The sequence below is a fragment of the Klebsiella sp. HMSC09D12 genome, from assembly GCF_001808475.1.
Taxonomy (GTDB): Bacteria; Pseudomonadota; Gammaproteobacteria; order Enterobacterales; family Enterobacteriaceae; genus Klebsiella; species Klebsiella oxytoca.
Window position 1 is genome coordinate 91,394 of the sequence record NZ_KV793483.1, and the last position, 20,051, is coordinate 111,444.

Annotated in this window: 16 protein-coding genes; 5 read left to right on the forward strand and 11 right to left on the reverse strand. The window is 59.7% G+C overall.

Going from position 1 to position 20,051, the window contains the following annotated elements:
• Positions 1 to 2 precede the first annotated feature (2 nt).
• Positions 3 to 1,100 carry a two-component system sensor histidine kinase PmrB gene (pmrB, locus tag HMPREF3178_RS15445; RefSeq protein ID WP_004111547.1) on the forward strand — a complete coding sequence of 366 codons (1,098 nt, stop codon included), beginning with the start codon at positions 3 to 5 and terminating at the stop codon, positions 1,098 to 1,100.
• A 310-nt stretch (positions 1,101 to 1,410) separates the two neighbouring features.
• Here the strand turns inward: pmrB and uvrB are convergent, their stop codons facing one another.
• Positions 1,411 to 3,426: an excinuclease ABC subunit UvrB gene (gene uvrB, locus HMPREF3178_RS15450; RefSeq protein WP_004111544.1), complete on the reverse strand. Its 2,016-nt coding sequence runs from the start codon at positions 3,424 to 3,426 to the stop codon at positions 1,411 to 1,413.
• Positions 3,427 to 4,137: 711 nt separating this feature from the next.
• Here uvrB and HMPREF3178_RS15455 point away from each other — a divergent pair.
• Positions 4,138 to 4,860, forward strand: coding sequence for an ABC transporter ATP-binding protein (locus HMPREF3178_RS15455; protein ID WP_004100417.1), 723 nt, complete (start codon positions 4,138 to 4,140; stop codon positions 4,858 to 4,860).
• On the opposite strand, the gene bioD is transcribed toward HMPREF3178_RS15455, so the two are convergent.
• The 4 genes from bioD to bioB are packed head-to-tail and all read right to left on the reverse strand — an operon-like array spanning position 4,802 to position 8,450.
• Positions 4,802 to 5,524: a dethiobiotin synthase gene (gene bioD, locus HMPREF3178_RS15460; RefSeq protein ID WP_017146307.1), complete on the reverse strand. Its 723-nt coding sequence runs from the start codon at positions 5,522 to 5,524 to the stop codon at positions 4,802 to 4,804. The two genes, HMPREF3178_RS15455 and bioD, sit on opposite strands and share 59 nt — an antisense overlap.
• Positions 5,517 to 6,272, reverse strand: coding sequence for a malonyl-ACP O-methyltransferase BioC (gene bioC / locus HMPREF3178_RS15465; RefSeq protein WP_017146308.1), 756 nt, complete (start codon positions 6,270 to 6,272; stop codon positions 5,517 to 5,519). The genes bioD and bioC overlap by 8 nt, the downstream gene beginning before the upstream one ends.
• Positions 6,256 to 7,413 carry an 8-amino-7-oxononanoate synthase gene (gene bioF, locus HMPREF3178_RS15470; RefSeq protein WP_017146309.1) on the reverse strand — a complete coding sequence of 386 codons (1,158 nt, stop codon included), beginning with the start codon at positions 7,411 to 7,413 and terminating at the stop codon, positions 6,256 to 6,258. Before bioF ends, bioC begins: the two co-directional genes overlap by 17 nt.
• Positions 7,410 to 8,450 carry a biotin synthase BioB gene (bioB, locus tag HMPREF3178_RS15475; protein ID WP_004111537.1) on the reverse strand — a complete coding sequence of 347 codons (1,041 nt, stop codon included), beginning with the start codon at positions 8,448 to 8,450 and terminating at the stop codon, positions 7,410 to 7,412. Before bioB ends, bioF begins: the two co-directional genes overlap by 4 nt.
• Positions 8,451 to 8,658: 208 nt before the next feature.
• Between bioB and bioA the strand changes: the two genes are divergently transcribed.
• Together bioA and HMPREF3178_RS15485 are read left to right on the forward strand one after the other, a co-directional pair.
• Positions 8,659 to 9,948, forward strand: coding sequence for an adenosylmethionine--8-amino-7-oxononanoate transaminase (bioA, locus tag HMPREF3178_RS15480; protein WP_029496852.1), 1,290 nt, complete (start codon positions 8,659 to 8,661; stop codon positions 9,946 to 9,948).
• Between the two features lie 69 nt (positions 9,949 to 10,017).
• On the forward strand, positions 10,018 to 10,494 hold the full coding sequence (locus tag HMPREF3178_RS15485) for a kinase inhibitor (RefSeq protein ID WP_016808907.1): 477 nt from the start codon (positions 10,018 to 10,020) through the stop codon (positions 10,492 to 10,494).
• A gap of 98 nt (positions 10,495 to 10,592) precedes the next feature.
• Here the strand turns inward: HMPREF3178_RS15485 and HMPREF3178_RS15490 are convergent, their stop codons facing one another.
• From HMPREF3178_RS15490 to hutI, 6 genes are all read right to left on the reverse strand, one after another.
• Positions 10,593 to 11,975, reverse strand: coding sequence for an amino acid permease (locus HMPREF3178_RS15490; RefSeq protein WP_004100403.1), 1,383 nt, complete (start codon positions 11,973 to 11,975; stop codon positions 10,593 to 10,595).
• Positions 11,976 to 12,075: 100 nt separating this feature from the next.
• Complete coding sequence (gene hutH, locus HMPREF3178_RS15495; protein WP_016808908.1) at positions 12,076 to 13,611, reverse strand: histidine ammonia-lyase; 1,536 nt, start codon at positions 13,609 to 13,611, stop codon at positions 12,076 to 12,078.
• On the reverse strand, positions 13,608 to 15,296 hold the full coding sequence (gene hutU / locus HMPREF3178_RS31760; RefSeq protein WP_017146311.1) for a urocanate hydratase: 1,689 nt from the start codon (positions 15,294 to 15,296) through the stop codon (positions 13,608 to 13,610). Before hutU ends, hutH begins: the two co-directional genes overlap by 4 nt.
• A gap of 142 nt (positions 15,297 to 15,438) precedes the next feature.
• Entirely contained in the window at positions 15,439 to 16,164 is a 726-nt protein-coding gene (locus HMPREF3178_RS15505) for a histidine utilization repressor (RefSeq protein ID WP_004100400.1), read from the reverse strand.
• Positions 16,165 to 16,218: 54 nt separating this feature from the next.
• Positions 16,219 to 17,175, reverse strand: coding sequence for a formimidoylglutamase (gene hutG, locus HMPREF3178_RS15510; RefSeq protein WP_017146312.1), 957 nt, complete (start codon positions 17,173 to 17,175; stop codon positions 16,219 to 16,221).
• Complete coding sequence (gene hutI / locus HMPREF3178_RS15515) at positions 17,172 to 18,389, reverse strand: imidazolonepropionase (RefSeq protein ID WP_017146313.1); 1,218 nt, start codon at positions 18,387 to 18,389, stop codon at positions 17,172 to 17,174. The genes hutG and hutI overlap by 4 nt, the downstream gene beginning before the upstream one ends.
• A 231-nt stretch (positions 18,390 to 18,620) precedes the next feature.
• Between hutI and HMPREF3178_RS15520 the strand changes: the two genes are divergently transcribed.
• The gene (locus tag HMPREF3178_RS15520; protein WP_004100394.1) at positions 18,621 to 19,904 is read left to right on the forward strand and encodes a putative acyl-CoA thioester hydrolase; all 1,284 of its coding nucleotides are present in this window, start codon (positions 18,621 to 18,623) and stop codon (positions 19,902 to 19,904) included.
• Positions 19,905 to 20,051 lie beyond the last annotated feature (147 nt).

Below are 20,051 nucleotides of genomic sequence, written 5' to 3' on the forward strand. Positions count from 1 at the left end.
CTATGGCTCTGTTTGTCAGTAAAAACTGGACCATGCGCCATCGGCTGCTGCTGACCATTGGCGCGATACTGGCGGTTTGCCAGCTCATCAGCGTGTTCTGGCTGTGGCATGAAAGCCAGGAACAGATTCAGCTGCTGGTGGCCAGCGCCATCGAAGGTCATAATAATCAGAAGCATATTGAGCATGAGGTTCGTGAAGCGGTAGCCAGTCTGCTGATCCCGAGCCTGCTGATTATCGGCCTGGCGCTCTATATCTCCCTGCTGGCGGTGAAAAAAATCACCAGGCCGCTATCCCGCCTCCAGCAGGAACTTGAAAGCCGTACCCCGGATAACCTGCGGCCTATCGCCCTGCAAGAGTCGGTGCCCGAAGTCACCGCGGTCACTACCGCGATTAATCAGCTGGTCTCCCGCCTTAACTTAACGCTCGATCGCGAGCGCCTGTTTACCGCCGACGTCGCCCATGAGCTGCGCACGCCCCTGGCCGGATTGCGTCTGCATCTGGAGCTGCTGGCGAAAGTGCATGGCGTTAGCGTCGCCCCGCTGATCCAGCGCCTCGATCAGATGACCAACAGCATTAATCAACTGCTTCAGCTGGCGCGGGTCGGCCAGTCTTTCTCCGCCGGCAGCTATCAGCAGGTCAGGCTGAAGGAAGATGTGATCGAGCCGCTGCGCAGCGAACTGGAGACGATGCTGGAACAGCGTCAGCAAAAGCTGGTGGTCAGCGACAAAGAGGGTGAAGCGATAGTGTCAGGTGACGCCACGCTGGTGCAGGTGATTTTACGCAATCTGGTAGAAAACGCGCATCGTTACAGCCCGACGGGTTCGACGATTAAAGTGTCGATAGCCCCCGGCTCCACGCCGGTTCTGGCGGTAGAAGATGAAGGTCCGGGCATTGATGAGGCCAAAAGCGGTGAATTGAGCAAAGCGTTCGTCCGCATGGACAGCCGCTACGGTGGTATCGGGCTCGGGTTAAGCATCGTCACCCGCATCGCCCAGCTGCACGACGCCCAGTTCTTTTTACATAACCGTCAGCCCGGGCCCGGCGTTCGCGCGTGGGTGCTTTTTCCCGACACGGTCCGTCAGAACGTCAGCACCCATTGATGAAAAAAGGCAACGACGATAACAAAAGCGCAGGTGACTGCCAGATATTCGCGGAAGGTTAATTTTTGCATGGCGCTATCCTCAGTAGATTGAGGATAGTTTCGCCAAACAATATTAAGCCAACATTAAGCATCACGGAAAATCGCGACAGAGGGGCAATAAATAGACAAAACGTGTTGCGCCTCGTTTTGGCTCATGCGCTCGCTTTTCTCTCGGGTGGTGGCTAACGCCTTACCCGCCCCACGAAAAACACCGCCCGTCCCCCCTGAAGCACCGGTAAAGCCCGGGCGATATTTATCTGGCAACTCCGCTACGAAGCGGCGATAAACAGATCGCGCAGCTGATGAAGCTGGTCGCGAATTTGCGCCGCCTCTTCGAACTCCAGATTCTGCGCGTGCTGCATCATCTGCGCTTCCAGCTCGTGGATCTTCTGCTGCAGCGCCTTCGGCGTGAGCGCCACGACATCCGCCTCAACCGGCGAGCGAGACTTGCCGCGCCCCTTAGTTTTCGTTTTGGCAATATTCTGACCGAGCGCCAGAATGTCGACCACTTTCTTATTCAGCCCCTGCGGAACAATACCGTGCTCTTCGTTATAGGCCTGCTGCTTCTCGCGGCGACGTTCGGTTTCACCGATCGCTTTCGCCATTGACGGCGTAATTTTATCGCCATAGAGAATCGCTTTACCGTTGATGTTGCGCGCCGCGCGGCCAATGGTCTGAATCAGCGAGCGTTCAGAGCGCAGGAAGCCTTCTTTATCGGCGTCCAGGATCGCCACCAGCGAGACTTCCGGCATATCCAGACCTTCACGCAGGAGGTTGATCCCTACCAGCACGTCAAACTCGCCGAGGCGCAGATCGCGGATAATCTCCATACGCTCGACGGTATCGATATCCGAATGCAGATAGCGCACCCGCTCGCCGTGCTCTTCCAGATATTCGGTTAAGTCTTCCGCCATCCGTTTGGTCAGCGTGGTGACCAATACGCGCTCGTTGATCGCGGTACGCAGGCGAATTTCCGACAGCAGGTCGTCGACCTGAGTGGCTACCGGGCGCACTTCGATGACCGGATCCAGTAGCCCGGTCGGGCGGACAACCTGGTCGACGACTTCGTCGCCGGATTTATCCAGCTCATAGGCGCCCGGCGTTGCCGAAACGTAGATCGTTTGCGGCGCCAGGGCCTCAAACTCTTCAAACTTCATCGGACGGTTATCCAGCGCGGACGGCAGACGGAAACCGTACTCCACCAGCGTCTCTTTACGCGCCCGGTCTCCGCGGTACATGCCGCCGATTTGCGGAATCGTGACGTGGGATTCATCAATCACCAGCAGACCATCCGCCGGCAGGTAGTCGAACAGCGTGGGCGGCGGCTCGCCCGGCCCGCGCCCTGACAGATAGCGCGAGTAGTTTTCAATCCCCGAGCAGTAGCCTAGCTCGTTCATCATTTCGAGATCGAACTGGGTACGCTGGCTGAGGCGCTGCTCTTCCAGCAGCTTATTGTTTTCCAGCAGCACCTTACGCCGCTCCGCCAGCTCGGTTTTGATCTCTTCCATCGCCTGGACAATACGTTCGCGCGGAGTGACGTAGTGGGTTTTCGGGTAGACGGTAAAGCGCGGTATCGTCGACTCGATGTGGCCGGTGAGCGGGTCGAACAGCGACAGGCGCTCGACTTCTTCATCGAACAGCTCTACGCGCAGCGCGACGTCGTCAGACTCCGCCGGGAAGATATCGATCACCTCGCCGCGCACGCGGAAGGTACCCCGCTGGAAGGCCTGATCGTTGCGGGTATACTGCAGTTCAGCCAGGCGGCGCAAAATGGCGCGCTGGTCGATGATCATGCCGACCGTCAGGTGCAGCATCATCTTCAGATAGAGGTCCGGATCGCCGAGGCCGTAGATGGCGGAGACCGAGGCAACCACCACCACGTCACGACGCTCCAGCAGCGCTTTGGTTGCCGACAGACGCATCTGTTCAATATGTTCGTTTACCGAAGCATCTTTCTCGATGAAGGTGTCCGAGCTTGGCACATAGGCTTCCGGCTGATAGTAGTCGTAGTACGAGACGAAATACTCCACCGCGTTCTCCGGGAAGAACTCTTTCATCTCGCCGTATAGCTGCGCCGCCAGCGTTTTGTTCGGCGCCAGCACCATCGTCGGGCGCTGCAGGTCGGCAATGACGTTGGCGATGGTAAAAGTTTTACCTGAGCCGGTCACCCCGAGCAGCGTTTGATGCGCCAGGCCATCTTCCAGCCCCTCTTCCAGGCGACGAATGGCTTCCGGCTGGTCGCCGGAGGGACGGAAAGCAGAATGCAGCTTGAACGGTTTACTCATCTATCAGGACCTGAAGAAGGGTTGAACGGCAGGTTTTTAATTCTACTCGCCAGCACAGCTTTTGCCAATAAAAAATACTGGATATAAAAACAGTATCCTATTATCGTATCCGGGCGAATCAGCCCTTTTTGCCGTCAGAATAGACGAATAAATAGCGCTTTTGCGCATAATCCACCACTCTGTGGGGTTATCCCCAGAAAGTATTGACATTTAACATTTGTCAAGCGAGTGGATGAATGTTTTATGGCAGCCGGTGACACTTTTCTTACAGGCATTGCTTTTATTTAAGCATTTGAAATTTAATGAAATTTAATAAAAGACGGGTTTCGCGTCAATTCGCCCGCAGGCCGCGTAGTCTCTAGCTTACCGCAAGTTTTCTAACTCTAATACACAAGGTTATCCACAGGAATAGTGGATAACTGTCTGCAGCCCCTGACCCAAGCCACCCGAACAAAACCGAGCGGACCGGCAAAACCCGCTGCGAAAAAAATTTATTGAATTTTTTTTGCTGTTTATCGGCAAAGATTAGCTGGATTTTTTATTATTTTTTGCACCACATTCCAGCGCGCGGGCACCGGGAAAGTGCAAGCGCCGTCCGCTTTCTGACGCCGCCGCCTGCATTCAACGGCAAAAACCGAGAGTTCTTTTTCCTGGCAAGAGATTTGCAGCATCTTCTCGTCGCCTGATATCTCAGGAAAGGAGAAAACGTCTATGTTGAGTCTACGTGCCGTGAATCACTATTACGGAAGCCAGCACACGCTGTGGAATGTTGACCTTGAACTCTGGCCGGGGAAATGCACCTGCGTGATGGGGCGTCAGGGCATGGGTAAAACCACGCTGGTTAACTGTATTACCGGGCATCTGCCGGTCGCCAGCGGCAGTATGACCTGGCAGGACGCGGGGGCGGCTCCTTATGACCTGATGCCGCTCTCCGCCCAGTCGCGCAGCGCTATCGGCATAGGCTACGTCCCGCAGGATAAACGTATTTTTTCGCAGCTAAGCGTTGAGGAAAATCTGCATATAGCCCTTGCTGCGGGCGGCGAATCCGCATCGGGCATGGCCGGAGAGATTTATGAGCTCTTTCCGGAGCTTTACGCGCTGCGCCAAAGTAAAGGGATTACCCTGACCGCCGACGACCAGTACCAGCTGGCGCTGGCGAGGGCGTTGATAACCCGCCCGCGCCTGCTGATCCTCGACGAACCCTCACGCGGCGGCGGCCCACGCTTTTTACACAAGCTCGGGGATTTACTGGTACGGTTGAACCGCGATATTGGCCTGACGGTGCTGATCGCCGAACAACACCTGCCGTTTATCCGTCGGGTGGCGGATCGTTTCTGTCTCCTGCACTGCGGACGCAGCGTGGCCCAGGGCGACGTTATGCAGTTGGATGCGCCGCTGCTGGCAAAATGGATGACGCCGGATCCAGCGCGCTGAGATCGAGATACTGGCCGAGATCCTCGCGCTGCTGCGCATTCGCCAGCCACGGAATTTCTCCAAGCAGCGGCGCGGGCAGTACGCGCTCTAGCGTTGCCAGATATTCAGAGTGACGCTTGCCCGGCGGCTGGATATCGTTAGCGATCCATCCCGCCAGCGGCAATCCGGCCTGCTGCACCGCCTGAGCGGTCAGCATCGCGTGGTTGATGCACCCCAGCTTGACCCCGACGACGAGAATCACCGGTAGCCGCTCCGCCTGTACCCAATCGGCAAAGGTCAGCGTTTCTGACAGCGGCGTAAACCAGCCCCCCGCCCCTTCCACCAGTACCCAATCAGACCATTCCTCCAGTTCGCGCAGACCCGCAGAGATCGCGGCGGCGTCAATCGGCCTCCCTTCATCGGCGCTAATGATATGCGGCGAGGTCGGCTCGGCAAAGGTAAAGGGATTAACCTGTTCGTAGCGCAGCACCGCGCGGCTATTGCGCTGCAGGGCCAACGCATCTTCATTGCGCAATCCCTGCGCCGTATGGTCGCTGCCGGAGGCCACCGGTTTATAGCCCGCGCTATGAAATCCCGCGCGGTTAGCCGCCTGCAGCAGCGCGCAGCTGGCGACGGTTTTCCCCACTTCGGTGTCGGTACCGGTAACGAAAAAACGTTTAATCACGTTCGATGACTCCTGTAAAAAGTTGGTACGTCAGCGGACTTTGTCCCTGCTGCTGCGGCCAGGCGAGCTGAAGCTGCCGCAGCTTACCGCGGCTGAGCGGCGCAGGGCTGCGTCCGTGGTGCAGATGGGTAGCGCCGATGCCTTTCAGCGAGCGCATCGCGCTGAGCGCATCGGTAAACGGCAGCGTAATGGCATGGACGCGGCCGGTCGCGCGGCGACCGGCCAGCGCATCACGCACCGCCTGCTCGCTGAGAAAACGGTTGGCGTGCGGCTGCTCATCGATAGCGCGCCAGGCCTGGTTCAGCTCTGGCAAAGAGCCCGCCAGTAGGGTACTGAACGCCACGCGTCCGCCGGGCCGCACCACCCGGGAAAGTTCGTCAAGGGCGGTGACGAGGTTGTCGCACCACTGCACCGCCAGGTTGCTCCACGCCAGGTCGACGCAGCCGTTCGCCAGCGGCAGCGCTTCGATGTCGCCTTCGACGTAGCGATGCGCGCAGCCGCCGCGGCGGGCTTCTGCCAGCATGTCGACGGAAAGGTCCAGCGCCGTCACCCAACTCCCCGCATCAACCCAGAAGCGGCTCATGCTACCGGGGCCGCAGCCCGCGTCCAGCACCTCGGGGAAGGTTTTAATATCGAGCTGCGCCAGCAGCAGAGAGGCGCTACGCCGCTGTAATTCGTCATGCCGGGCGTACTGTCCCGCCGCGCGGCCAAACGCCGCCGCTACCGCGCGTTTATTCACCACCGTCATGCAGTACCTCCAGCAGCCGGGCAATATCGGCGGAATCGTGCGCAGCGGTCAACGTCAGGCGCAGGCGGGCGCTACCGACGGGAACCGTCGGCGGGCGGATTGCCGTCGCCCAGCAGCCGCGCTCGCGTAGACAGGCTGCCAGCCGCAGCGCGCGAGCGTTATCGCCGACGATCAGCGGCTGAATCGCGCTGTCAGAATGGGTCAGTTCGCCGGGATAATGGGTCATTTCGCGGCGAAAATCTGCAATATGGCCAGCCAGCTTTTCCCGCCGCTGCCGGCCATCGTCACTACGTATCACCCCCAGCGCGGCGCTGAGCGCCACTGCCTGCGCCGGGGGCATGGCGGTGCTGTAAATGAGATGGCGGGCAAACTGCAGCAGATAATCCGCCAGCGCTTCGCTGCAGAGGACCGCCGCCCCGCTGACGCCAAACGCTTTACCGAAGGTGACGATCAGCAAATCCGGATGAACCTGCTGGCTATAACAGCTGCCCCGCCCCTCTTCGCCGAGCGCGCCGATACCGTGCGCGTCGTCAACCAGCAGAAGCGCCCCGGCCACCCGCGACGCTTGCTGAACCTCCGCCAGCGGCGCGCTATCGCCGTCCATGCTAAAAATGCCTTCAGTCACCACCAGCTGCTGACCGGATAGCGGTTTCGCCAGCAGATCCCGCAGATGTCGGGAGTCATTGTGCTGAAAACGCCGCAGCTGCGCCGGGCTAAGGCTGGCGGCTTCCAGCAACGAGGCGTGGCTGAGACGATCGGCGACAATCCGATCCTCTTTGCCCGCGAGAGCGGCAATCACCGCCTGATTCGCGGCAAAGCCGGAATTAAACAGCAGCGCGCGCGGATAGCCCAGCCAGTCGGCCAGTTGCTCCTCCAGCACGCGGTGCGCCTCGCTGTAGCCGCTGACGTGGCCGGAACCGCCGCTGCCGACGCCGTAGCGCTCCGCGCCCTGCTGCCAGGCCTTGACGATAGCCGGATGCTGACTGAGACCCAGATAATCGTTGCTGGAAAAATTGAGCCAGCGCTGCCCTTCACGAATAAGCCAGCGTCCTGCGCCCTGGGTCACCGGCAGGCGACGGCGCAACGCATCCGCCGCCTGCCGCTCCGCCAGCGCTTGTTCGATACGGTGCTGCCAGCTCATAGCGCCGCCGCGTTGTAATATTCCTCGGTATCCGGGTTCATCAATGCCTGCTCCAGGCGCTGCTGTTGGGCGTTATCGCCTTCCAGCACCGCGGTCTGCTGCGGGTTGATCCCCAGCTTGCGGAACAGCTGCAGGTCTTTATCCTCTTCCGGGTTTGGCGTGGTCAGCAGCTTGCAGCCGTAGAAAATCGAGTTCGCCCCGGCCATAAAGCACATCGCCTGGGTCTGTTCGTTCATCTGTTCGCGACCGGCTGAAAGGCGCACGTGCGAGGTCGGCATCATGATGCGCGCAATGGCGATAGTACGAATAAAATCAAAGGCATCAACGTCGTCATTATCCGCCAGCGGCGTGCCTTTGACCTTTACCAGCATATTAATCGGCACGCTTTCCGGCGGCGTCGGCAGATTGGCCAGCTGCAGCAGCAGCCCGGCACGGTCTTTGACCGTTTCCCCGAGCCCGACAATACCGCCGGAGCACACTTTAATTCCGGCATCGCGCACTTTGTCGAGGGTATCGAGGCGCTCCTGATAAGTACGGGTGGTAATAATATTGCCGTAGAACTCCGGCGAGGTATCGAGGTTGTGGTTGTAGTAATCCAGGCCGGCGCCTGCCAGACGCTGCGCCTGGCTCTCGTTCAGCGTGCCAAGCGTCATACATGCCTCCAGCCCCAGCGCTTTCACCCCTTTTACCATCTGCTCAAGATACGGCATATCGCGATCGTTCGGGTTCTTCCACGCCGCGCCCATACAGAAGCGGGTTGAACCGGCTTGTTTCGCCTGCCGCGCCGACTCCAGCACCTGCTCAACCTCCATCAGGCGTTCGGATTCAAGGCCGGTTTTATAGCGCGCGCTTTGCGGGCAGTATTTGCAATCTTCCGGGCAGGCGCCGGTCTTAATCGACAGCAGCGTGCTGACCTGAACCTGGCGCGGGTCGAAGTGTTGACGGTGGACCTGCTGCGCTTCAAACAGCAGATCCAGAAATGGTTTATTAAATAACTCAGTGACTTGCGACATTGTCCAACGTGGGTGGTGAGCCATTAGCCTCTCCAAAAGTCGTACACGTTCTATTTCACACAGCCTCTTTGTTGGCTGCACTCGCGCACCCCAGTCACATAGTGAACTTTGCTCATGGGGGTTTTCTCGTTTGCCGCCTCGATGCAGCGCGAAATATTTTGTGTACGATTCATTGTAAGTTCAGTGTAGACTTGTAAACCTAAATGTTTTCAAAATGGTTTACAAGTCGATTATGACAACGGACGATCTCGCTTTCGATCGGCGCCACATCTGGCACCCTTACACTTCAATGACTTCACCGCTGCCGGTCTATCCGGTAGTGGCCGCCCACGGCTGCGAGCTGACCCTCGCCGGCGGCGAGCAGCTGGTTGACGGCATGTCGTCCTGGTGGGCGGCGATTCATGGCTACAATCACCCGCGCCTGAATGCGGCGATGAAAGCGCAGATCGACCAGATGTCGCACGTCATGTTTGGTGGGATAACCCACCCTTCGGCGGTGGCCCTGTGCCGCCAGCTGGTAGCGATGACCCCGGAAAGCCTTGAGTGCGTGTTCCTCGCCGATTCCGGCTCCGTTGCCGTCGAAGTGGCGATGAAAATGGCGCTACAGTACTGGCAGGCGAAGGGCGACCCGCGCCGGCGCTTTCTTACCTTCCGCAACGGCTATCACGGCGATACCTTCGGCGCCATGTCGGTCTGCGATCCGATGAACTCAATGCACAGCCTGTGGCAAGGTTATTTGCCGGATAACCTCTTCGCCCCGGCGCCGCAGAGCCGCTTCGACGGCGACTGGGATGAGCGGGATATGGCGCCGTTCGCCCGACTGATGGCCGCCCATCGTCATGAAATCGCCGCGGTGATCCTCGAGCCGATTGTTCAGGGCGCGGGCGGAATGCGGATGTACCATCCCGAGTGGCTCCGGCGGATCCGCAGAATGTGCGATCGCGAAGGTATCCTGCTGATCGCCGATGAGATTGCCACCGGGTTCGGCCGCACCGGTAAGCTGTTTGCCTGCGAGCACGCGGGGATTACGGCGGATATTCTGTGCCTTGGCAAAGCGCTGACCGGCGGCACCATGACGCTCTCCGCCACCCTCACCACGCGTCAGGTGGCGGAAACCATCAGCGACGGTGAAGCGGGCTGCTTTATGCACGGACCGACCTTTATGGGCAATCCGCTGGCCTGCGCGGTGGCGACCGAGAGTCTGCGTCTGCTGGAAAGCGGCGAGTGGCAGCAGCAGGTGGCGGGGATCGGAGTGCAGCTCAACGCCGAGCTGGCCCCGGCGCGCGAATCTGAACAGGTTGCCGACGTGCGGGTCTTAGGGGCGATTGGCGTGGTTGAGACGCATCGACCGGTTAATATGGCTACCCTGCAGCGCTTCTTCGTCGAACAAGGCGTGTGGATACGCCCGTTCGGTCGCCTGATCTATCTGATGCCGCCGTACATCATTACGCCGGAGCAGCTAAGCCGCCTGACGCGGGTGGTTAACATCGCCGTTCAGGATGAAACATTTTTTAGCGAATAAGAGACGGTAAAGGCGCGGCGCACGCGCTACACTTCTTTGCTAATCAGTGAATTAATGCGAGGAGAGACGATGAAATTAATCAGTCATGATTTGCAGGACGGCGAGAAGCTGCCTAATCGCCATGTCTTCAACGGCATGGGCTACGATGGCGATAATATTTCACCGCACCTGGCGTGGGATGAGGTGCCGGCCGGCACTAAAAGCTTTGTGGTGACCTGTTTCGATCCCGATGCGCCGACCGGTTCCGGCTGGTGGCACTGGCTGGTGGCCAACCTTCCCGCCGATACCCGCGTGTTACCGCAGGGAGCCGGTTCCGGCCAGGCCGAACTGCCCGAAGAGGCGATTCAGACTCGTACCGATTTCGGTCAGACCGGATACGGCGGCGCAGCGCCGCCGAAGGGCGAGACCCATCGTTATATCTTTACCGTCCACGCGCTGGACGTCGAAAAAATTGCAGTCGATGAGGGCGCAAGCGGCGCGATGGTCGGCTTTAACGTCCATTTCCACAGCCTCGGCAGCGCGTCGATTACCGCCCTGTTTAGCTAATCCCCGGATGGCGGCGTAAACGCCTTATCCGGGCTACAGGTGAGTGCGATTGGGTAGCCCGGGTAAGGGTCAGCCGCAACCCGGGTAAACCAAAACAATCACGACTCCGTCACCGCCTGCACGGCGTTTTTGCGCACCCGCGCAAACCACACCGCCGTCAGCAGGCCGAGCCACACCAAACCGGCGATCAGCGCAATCCGCGTCTCTTCCACCATCCCCAGCACCGCAATAACCAGTCCCATAAACAGTAGCGTCAGCAGCGGCGCAACCGGCCAGAACGGCACCGGAAACGCGATAGCGCTACGCTCCTCAGCGGACAGACCGCGACGCATCGCAAAGTGGGCCAGCAGGATCATTAACCAGACCCATACCGTCGCGAAGGCCGCCAGCGAGGCAATCAGCACAAACACCTGCTCCGGCATCAGATAATTCAGCACCACCGCTGCCAGCAGCGCCACGCCCATGACCACCACCGTCATCCACGGCACCCCGTTGCTGGCGATGCGCTGGAAGCTCTTCGGCGCCAGCCCCTCTTTCGCCATACCGTACATCATGCGCCCCGCACCAAAAATATCGCTGTTAATCGCCGAAATGCTGGCGCTGATGACGATAATATTCAGAATGGTGGCCGCTGCCGGAATGCCCAGGCCATCGAAGATCAGTACGAAAGGACTACCTCGCTCGCCGAAGCTGTTCCACGGGAAAATCGCCATCAGAATCGCCAGGGTGCAGACATAAAACAGCACGATACGCAGCGGAATCGTATTGATCGCCTGCGGGATCACCTTGTGCGGATTCTTCGCTTCCGCAGCGGTGACGCCGATGATCTCAACGCCGCCAAAGGCAAACATGACGATTCCGAGCGAAGCCACGATCCCCTCCCAGCCGTTAGGGGCAAAGCCGCCGTGACTCCATAGGTTATCCAGCCCGGTTGCCGGGAAGGCGTTACCGAATCCGAAGAAAATAATGCTGCCGCCCGCCACAATCATGGCAATAATCGCCACCACTTTGATTAGCGACAGCCAGAACTCCATCTCGCCGAAAACGCGCACGCTGCACAGGTTCATGGCGCCGATAAAAAAGATAATGCTCAGCACCCAGATCCAGCGCGGAACATCGGGATACCACAGCCCCATGTAGATGCCGAAAGCGGTCACGTCCGCGAGGGCGACGATCACCATCTCAAAGGTGTAGGTCCAGCCGGTAATAAACCCCGCCAGCGGGCCAAGATACTGTCGCGCGTAGCTGCTGAAGGAGCCGGAAACCGGGTTGCGTACCGCCATTTCCCCCAGCGCCCGCATCACGATAAACACCGCCGCGCCGCCAATCAGATAGGCCAGCAGTACCGCCGGGCCTGCGGCCTTGATCGCCGATGCCGAGCCGTAGAACAGCCCGGTGCCGATGGCGGAACCGAGCGCGATAAAACGAATGTGACGGGCATTCAGCCCGCGCAGCAGGTGTGGCTTGTTTTGTTGTTGCATATGCAAGTGTCCTGATAGTTTTTATACGACGACAAATATGCGTGTAGGGTGGCCGGAAGGAAGATATCCTCCCGGCGCAGGTACAGAGAACAGCGATGGTTTAGCGTTGGTCTGAGAGCACGGCAGGCAGCAGCCGCGTAAGATGACGTGCGGCCAGAAGCGCAATGGCGTTTTCGATATCCGGAGCGAAGAAGCGGTCTTCGGTGTAGTGGGTCACCCGCTCGCGCAGCAGGTGGCGCGCCTCTTCCAGCAGCGGACTGCTGGTCAGGCCTTCACGCATATCCAGACCCTGCACGGCAGCCAGCCACTCTACGGCCAGCACGCCGCGGGTATTTTCCGCCATCGCCCACAGCCGGCGACCGGCGGCTGGCGCCATTGAGACGTGGTCTTCCTGGTTAGCGGAGGTCGGCAGGCTGTCCACGCTGTGCGGATGCGACAGCGCTTTGTTTTCGCTGGCCAGCGCCGCCGCCGTCACCTGGGCGATCATAAAGCCGGAGTTGACGCCGCCGTTTTTCACCAGGAAAGGCGGCAGCTGCGACATATGGCTGTCCATCATCAGGGCGATTCGGCGCTCGGACAGCGAGCCAATTTCGGCAATCGCCAGCGCGATATTATCCGCCGCCATCGCCACCGGTTCGGCGTGGAAGTTGCCGCCGGAGATCACGTCGTTCTCGCTGGCAAATACCAGCGGGTTATCGGAGACCGCGTTGGCTTCAACCAGCAGCACTTCCGCCGCCTGGCGAAGCTGGGTCAGGCAGGCTCCCATCACCTGCGGCTGACAGCGCAGAGAATACGGGTCCTGCACCTTGGTGCAATTATGGTGTGATTGGGAAATTGCGCTGTCATCGGTCAATAGGTGGCGATAGAGCGCCGCGGCGTCAATCTGTCCCCGCTGGCCGCGCGCTTCATGAATACGCGGATCAAATGGACGACGCGATCCAAGCGCCGCCTCGGTGGTTAACGCCCCGCAGACCACTGCGGAAGCAAACAGGTCTTCGGCTTCGAACAGCCCGCGCAGGGCAAACGCCGTCGATGCCTGCGTGCCGTTGAGCAGCGCCAGCCCCTCTTTTGCCGCCAGAGTAATCGGCTCAAGCCCCGCCTGACGCAGCGCTTCCGTCGCCGGTAGCCACTCCCCGCCGCGCACCCGCGCTTTCCCCTCGCCAAGCAGGGTTAAGGACATATGCGCCAGCGGCGCGAGATCGCCGGACGCGCCGACCGATCCCTTCGCCGGGATCCACGGCGTTACCCCGGCGTTGACCAGGCCGATCAGCGCCTGAATCACGCTCAGGCGAATGCCGGAAAAGCCGCGCGACAGGCTATTAATTTTCAGCACCATAATCAGACGCGCGAGATCGTCATCCAGCGGTTCGCCGATCCCCGCCGCATGCGACAATACCAGTGAGCGCTGGAGATTTTCCAGGTCTTCGGTGGAGATACGGGTTTGCGCCAGCAGGCCAAAACCGGTGTTGATACCGTAGGCGGTGCGGCCTTCCGCCAGAATCGCGTTGACGCAGGCAACGCTGTCATCAATCGCCGCGAACGCGCTTTCGTCTAGCGTAATGTTCAGCGGCTGGCTGTAGACGTCGCGCAGCTGCGACAGGCTGAGTTGGCCCGGAATCAGTGTTAAAGCGTTCATTTAGCGTGCCCCTGCGTTGCTGCTACCATCGGAAGATTCAAACCTTGTTCTGTCGCGCACTCAATGGCGATGTCGTAACCCGCATCGGCATGACGCATGACGCCGGTCGCCGGGTCGTTGTGCAGAACGCGGGCGATACGCGCCGCCGCTTCATCTGTACCGTCGCAGACGATAACCATGCCGGAGTGCTGCGAAAAGCCCATCCCGACCCCACCGCCGTGATGCAGCGACACCCAGGTCGCGCCGCTGGCGGTATTCAGTAAAGCGTTGAGCAGCGGCCAGTCGGAAACGGCGTCGGAACCATCGCGCATCGCTTCCGTTTCGCGGTTCGGGCTGGCGACGGAGCCGGAGTCAAGATGGTCGCGGCCGATGACGATCGGCGCGGAGACTTCGCCGCTGCGCACCATTTCGTTAAACGCCAGCCCCAGCTTCTGCCGCCACTCCAGTCCTACCCAGCAGATACGCGCCGGTAGTCCCTGAAAGCTGATACGCTCGCGGGCCATATCCAGCCAGTGATGCAGGTGCTTATCGTCTTTAACGATCTCTTTCACTTTCGCGTCGGTTTTATAGATGTCCTGCGGGTCGCCGGACAGGGCAACCCAGCGGAACGGACCGATGCCGCGGCAGAACAGCGGGCGGATATAGGCGGGAACGAAGCCCGGGAAAGCAAACGCGTCGTCAACGCCCATCTCCTGAGCCATCTGGCGAATGTTATTGCCGTAGTCAAACGTCGGCACGCCCATTTCGTGGAATGCCAGCATCGCCTGCACGTGGTCGGCCATTGAGCGTTTTGCCGCCAGGATAGTGCCCTGCGGGTCAGACTCGGCTTTAGCCTGATACTCTTCCCAGCTCCAGCCTTTCGGCAGATAGCCGTGCAGCGGATCGTGGGCGCTGGTCTGATCGGTCACCATGTCCGGACGCACGCCGCGCTTCACCATTTCCGGCACGATTTCCGCCGCATTGCCGCATAGCGCGATAGAGATAGTCCGGCCTTCGGCGGTGTATTTTTTAATGCGCGCCAGCGCGTCATCCAGCGATGTCGCCTGTTCATCAACGTAGCGGGTACGCAGGCGGAAATCGATGCGGCTCTGCTGGCATTCGATATTCAGCGAGCAGGCACCCGCTAAGGTCGCGGCCAGCGGCTGCGCGCCTCCCATGCCGCCCAGACCAGCGGTCAGTACCCAGCGGCCCTTCAGGCTACCCTGATAGTGCTGGCGACCGGCCTCAACAAAGGTCTCATAGGTGCCCTGCACGATGCCCTGGCTGCCGATATAGATCCAGCTGCCGGCGGTCATCTGGCCGTACATCGCCAGCCCTTTGGCATCCAGCTCGTTAAAGTGTTCCCAGGTTGCCCAGTGCGGCACCAGGTTGGAGTTAGCGATCAGCACCCGCGGCGAGTTTTCATGGGTTTTGAAGACGCCCACCGGCTTGCCGGACTGCACCAGCAATGTTTCGTCGCTCTCGAGGTTTTTCAACGCCTTCACGATGGCGTCGTAGCATTCCCAGTTGCGCGCCGCGCGTCCAATACCACCGTACACCACCAGCTCATGCGGGTTTTCGGCGACATCCGGGTCGAGGTTATTCATGAGCATACGCAGCGGGGCTTCGGTCAGCCAGCTCTTCGCATTTAACGTCGTGCCACGCGGTGCACGTACGTCCTGCTGGCGGTATTTGCTTTGCGACATCGGGGGTTCTCCTGACAATTTACGTTGTGTACGTAAATACATATACTTGTCTATACAAGCATGCGCAAGACAGGATTTAACAGAAATGATACATTTTTGTTATATTGCGTCAGCAATCACGTTTTGCCGACGCGCAGAGCGTTCAGGAGCCAAAATGGCCCTGGAGACGGTAGCGGCTGCCGGGGAAAAGCAGGCGCGCGTGGGAGACAATATGGGTGGTGGACCAGGTACGGCGGCGGATCAGCAGACACGGGTCGTGGGCATGAATATGCAGCAGCGCGCACTCCTCCGCCGTAGCCTGCACTGCCTCAACAATGTGCTCTCCCTCGGTTAAGGGGGCGATCAGCGACAGATAGTCGTGGGGAGTGGTGACGGTGTAGTCCTGATGCAGATAGTCCGGCACCACGGCGGCGTTAACGCAGCGGTCCTCAATCTGTACCGGGATCTCATTTTCAAAATGCACCATCAGCGAATGGAAAATGCGCGTTCCGGCAGCTACGTTCAGCGCTGCGGCCTGAATCAGGTCAGCCTGAGTTTCCTCCAGCAGCAGCACCTCGCAGCGGTGCTGATGATGGCGAGAAGCGATTTCTTCAGCGATGCTGCGCACTTCAAACAGCGCCGACTGCCCTTTTGGCTCCGCAACAAACGTTCCCACTCCCTGTAATCGCACCAGCAGGCCTTCATCGGTCAGCTCGCGCAGCGCCCGGTTAATGGTCATGCGGCTAAAGCCAAACTGCGCCACCAGCTCCGCCTCCGAGGGGATGCGATCGTGCGGCCGCCAGACGCCGCTGTGGATCTTTTCGCTAATAGCCTGTTTCACCTTTTCATAGAATGGCGCAGGCGCGGAACGAGGTTGCGATGAGAACATGGCCGGGCTTCCTTGTGCTAATGGGCAGCGAAACGTCCAGAATATACTGAATCGCTATTGCCACCAATGGGCGATTTGCCACGCCAGACGCGCTGCCGCGCGGGCTCCCTGGCTATCAATATCGTACTGCGGGTTAAACTCGACCAGATCAACCGCCTGGAGCTTACCGCTGCGGCACAGCGGCTCGACGATGCGCAGCAGCGTCGCCAGCGGAACGCCGAGCGCGGCCGGCGCGGACACTGCGGGCATTTCACACGCGGGCAGCACGTCGAGATCGATAGTCAGATACAGGCGATCGTAGCGGGCAATAAGATGCTCGATTTGCGGGATAACCCGCGCTTCAAAGGCGAAGAGCACCGCTAAATCGTCAATGATCGTCACCTCGCGGCGGGCAGCTTCGTCCAGCAGCGCCCGGGTATTAGCGGCGTAACTCACGCCGATACAGGTGTAGTGAAAAGCGCGCCGCTGCGCTTCACAGGCCAGCGCCAGCTGACGAAACGGCGTACCCGAGCTGGCCCGGTCGGCAATACGTAAGTCCAGATGCGCATCAAGGTTAATAATGCCAACCTCATCTGTGGGAAACGCGTCCAGCACGCCGGCGCCGTGGCCGAAAGCCGTCTCGTGACCGCCGCCCAGCACCAGCGTACGCTTGCCCGCGCGTTGGCAGGCCGTAACCGCTTCGCGCAGCGCCTGCTGCGCCGCTTCCAGCGCGTCGCCCTCTACGCTGACGCTCCCCATATCCACGCAGCGGTCGTGGCCGTCGTGGCTGGCCATATTCGCCAGCGCCCGGCGCAGGATTTCCGGGCCTTTAGCAGCGCCGGTTCGTCCTTTATTACGCCGAACCCCTTCGTCGCAGGCGAATCCCAGCAGAGCAATGTCACCGGGCTGCGCCTGCGGTTCAAAACGTTCGACGCGGGCGATAGTCTGAAACAGACGCAGCGCGTTGGCCGCCTCCGCGCTATCGTCGCGTCCCTGCCAAATCTCGGCGGGCGTCGGTTGCCATAGCTTCATACGATCTCTCCTCGCACCACACGCTGCCAGAGCGGACTGCGCCCCGGCTCATAAACCATCTCAACCGGATGCGCCGCATCCCAGATAGCAAAATCGGCAACGAAGCCCGCCGCCAGCTGACCGTGGCTCGCCTGACGGCCCAGCGCCTGCGCCGCATGACGGGTTACGCCTGCCCACGCCTCCTCCGGCGTCAGGCCAAATTTCACGCAGGCCATATTCATCGCCAGATGCAGGCTGGCGAAGGGGCTGGTGCCGGGGTTGTAGTCCGTCGCCACCGCCATCGGAACCTGATATTCGCGCAGCAGTTCAACCGGCGGCCTGCGGGTTTCGTTAAGGAAATAGAACGCGCCGGGCAGAAGCACCGCCACGGTGCCGCTGCGGCTCATCGCCGCCGCGCCCTCTGGGGTCAGGTATTCGATATGGTCGGCAGACAGGCCTTTATAGCGGCTCACTAATTCGGCGCCGCCCAGCGAAGAGAGCTGCTCAACGTGACCTTTTACCGGGATACCTAATGCCTGGGCCGTACTGTAAACCCGTTCAGTCTGCGCGGGGGTAAAGCCGACGTTTTCGCAGAAGGCATCGACGCTTTCGAATAACCCCTCTTCCCACAGCGCCGGGAGAAGAGTCTGGCACACCAGATCGATATAGCCGTCCGGGTCGCCTTGATACTCCGGCGGCGTGGCGTGGGCGGAAAGCAGCGTTGGCGAAATCTCCACGGCATGCGTCGCGGCAAGCTGTTGTATCACGCGCAGCATTTTGCGCTCGTTTTCAAGGTCCAGCCCGTAGCCGGATTTAATCTCCAGGGTGGTGACGCCTTCGCGCAGCAGACGAGCCAGCCGCTGGCGGGCCAGCGCCAGCAGCTCCGCTTCGCTGCTTTCCCGGGTGGCGCGCACGGTCGCGTTAATGCCGCCGCCGTTTGCGCTAATGGTCTGGTAGGAAACGCCGTTGAGGCGCTGCTCCCACTCCTGCGCCCGGCTGCCGCCAAAAACCAGATGCGTATGGCAATCGATCAGCCCCGGCGTAAGCAGCCTGCCGCCGAGGTCGATACTTCGGCCGGCTGGCGCATCGCCTTCGGGCACAATGGCCTCAATACGGCCATCGCGCACCAGCAGCACGTGGTCCTCCAGCAGGCCATAAGGCCGGGCGTATCGAGGGTCGAGGGTAGCAAGGCGGACGTTTCGCCAGATTACGCGTTCGGAAAGAGTCTGTGTCATTGCGGTCAACTTGTCATGGGTTGTATAGACATTTATTTTGATTCCACGAGAAATGTCAACTCAGACCGGGGCAAATGTTATTTATTTGTGATCAAAAGCGGCCCGTTTCCGGCGCTGAATATGTAAAGGAAGCAACTTTTTTGCGCTACATCTTCCCGTTTCGCTTAAGTTGGTATAAAACAGCAGGCTTTAAAGGACTTATCCCCTTAATTTATTCTTGCCCGGAGCAACATGAACACATATTCCGTTTCCCGCCTGGCGCTGGCGCTGGCCTTTGGCGTGACGTTGTCCGCCTGTAGTTCGACGCCTGCCGATCAACAGCCCTCAACGCAGACTGCGCCGGGCACGGCCTCTCGTCCTGTTTTAACCGCCGATGAAGCAAAAAACTTTTTACCGGCGAGCTATTTCCAGTCTTTGGATCCTAACGCTGCGGCGTGGAGCCCATCCGCCATCAGCCTGCCGGCGCAGCCGGATTTTGTCGTGGGTCCTGCGGGCGCCCAGGGCGTAACGCATACCACCATTCAGGCCGCGGTGGATGCGGCGATTATCCGCCACTCCAACCGTCGTCAGTTTATCGCCATTATGCCGGGCGAATATGCGGGCACCGTATACGTTCCGGCGGCGCCTGGCGCGCTGACCCTGTACGGCACCGGCGAGAAGCCGATTGACGTCAAAATCAGCACAGCGCTTGATTCAGAAATGGATCCGGTCTCCTGGCGTCACCAGGTCAATCCGGGCGGTAAATATATGCCGGGTAAACCGGCCTGGTATATGTACGACAGCTGCCAGAGCCGACGTGCCGCCACCGTTGGCGTTATGTGTTCCGCGGTATTCTGGTCGCAGAACAACGGCCTGCAGCTGCAGAATCTGACCATCGCCAACAACCTTGGCGACAGCGTTGACGTGGGGACGCATCAGGCGGTGGCGCTGCGTAACGATGGCGATCGGGTACAGATTAACAATGTTAATATCCTTGGCCGCCAGAATACCTTTTTCGTGACCAACAGCGGCGTGCAAAATCGCCTGCAGGATAACCGCCAGACCCGTACGCTGGTCAGCAACAGCTATATAGAAGGCGATGTGGACATCGTTTCCGGTCGCGGAGCGGTCGTGTTTGAGAATACCGACTTCCGCGTAGTCAACTCGCGCACCCAGAAAGAGGCTTACGTTTTCGCCCCTGCCACCCTGAAAAGCGTGACCTACGGCTTCCTGGCGATCAACAGCCGCTTTACGGCGTCCGGCGATAACGTCGCGCAGCTGGGCCGCTCGTTAGACGTTGACGGCAATACCAATGGCCAGGTCGTTATTCGCGACAGCGTCATTAACGAAGGTTTTAACATTGCCAAACCGTGGGCTGATGCGGTCGGTTCCAATCGTCCTTTCAGCGGCAATACCGGAACGGCGGATGCCAAAGGCAACCCGCAGCGTAATCTGAACGACGCTAACTTCAATCGCATGTGGGAATACAATAACCGCGGCGTGGGGAGCTTCGTCGTCGCTGAACCGAAACAGTAACGCCTGACTTGAAGGGGGAGCGCCTCCCCCTTTCTCCTCCTCTTTCCTGCGGCCCCCTTTCCGTTGCAAATCATTACCTGGCGTCATGACGCTCTTTCATCAGAGCAGGCGACAATCCCGTACAAGTTTTTCACATTTTTATTACAC

What these genes read in the sequence shown, in the direction of transcription:
- hutU (WP_017146311.1), bottom strand. Translation starts at nt 15,296, where the DNA reads ATGTCGCAAAGCAAATACCGCCAGCAGGACGTACGTGCACCGCGTGGC.
- HMPREF3178_RS15485 (WP_016808907.1), top strand. Translation starts at nt 10,018, where the DNA reads ATGAAATTAATCAGTCATGATTTGCAGGACGGCGAGAAGCTGCCTAAT.
- hutH (WP_016808908.1), bottom strand. Translation starts at nt 13,611, where the DNA reads ATGAACGCTTTAACACTGATTCCGGGCCAACTCAGCCTGTCGCAGCTG.
- hutG (WP_017146312.1), bottom strand. Translation starts at nt 17,175, where the DNA reads ATGAAGCTATGGCAACCGACGCCCGCCGAGATTTGGCAGGGACGCGAC.
- HMPREF3178_RS15520 (WP_004100394.1), top strand. Translation starts at nt 18,621, where the DNA reads ATGAACACATATTCCGTTTCCCGCCTGGCGCTGGCGCTGGCCTTTGGC.
- bioF (WP_017146309.1), bottom strand. Translation starts at nt 7,413, where the DNA reads ATGAGCTGGCAGCACCGTATCGAACAAGCGCTGGCGGAGCGGCAGGCG.
- HMPREF3178_RS15490 (WP_004100403.1), bottom strand. Translation starts at nt 11,975, where the DNA reads ATGCAACAACAAAACAAGCCACACCTGCTGCGCGGGCTGAATGCCCGT.
- pmrB (WP_004111547.1), top strand. Translation starts at nt 3, where the DNA reads ATGGCTCTGTTTGTCAGTAAAAACTGGACCATGCGCCATCGGCTGCTG.
- hutI (WP_017146313.1), bottom strand. Translation starts at nt 18,389, where the DNA reads ATGACACAGACTCTTTCCGAACGCGTAATCTGGCGAAACGTCCGCCTT.
- uvrB (WP_004111544.1), bottom strand. Translation starts at nt 3,426, where the DNA reads ATGAGTAAACCGTTCAAGCTGCATTCTGCTTTCCGTCCCTCCGGCGAC.
- bioC (WP_017146308.1), bottom strand. Translation starts at nt 6,272, where the DNA reads ATGACGGTGGTGAATAAACGCGCGGTAGCGGCGGCGTTTGGCCGCGCG.
- bioB (WP_004111537.1), bottom strand. Translation starts at nt 8,450, where the DNA reads ATGGCTCACCACCCACGTTGGACAATGTCGCAAGTCACTGAGTTATTT.
- HMPREF3178_RS15505 (WP_004100400.1), bottom strand. Translation starts at nt 16,164, where the DNA reads ATGTTCTCATCGCAACCTCGTTCCGCGCCTGCGCCATTCTATGAAAAG.
- HMPREF3178_RS15455 (WP_004100417.1), top strand. Translation starts at nt 4,138, where the DNA reads ATGTTGAGTCTACGTGCCGTGAATCACTATTACGGAAGCCAGCACACG.
- bioA (WP_029496852.1), top strand. Translation starts at nt 8,659, where the DNA reads ATGACAACGGACGATCTCGCTTTCGATCGGCGCCACATCTGGCACCCT.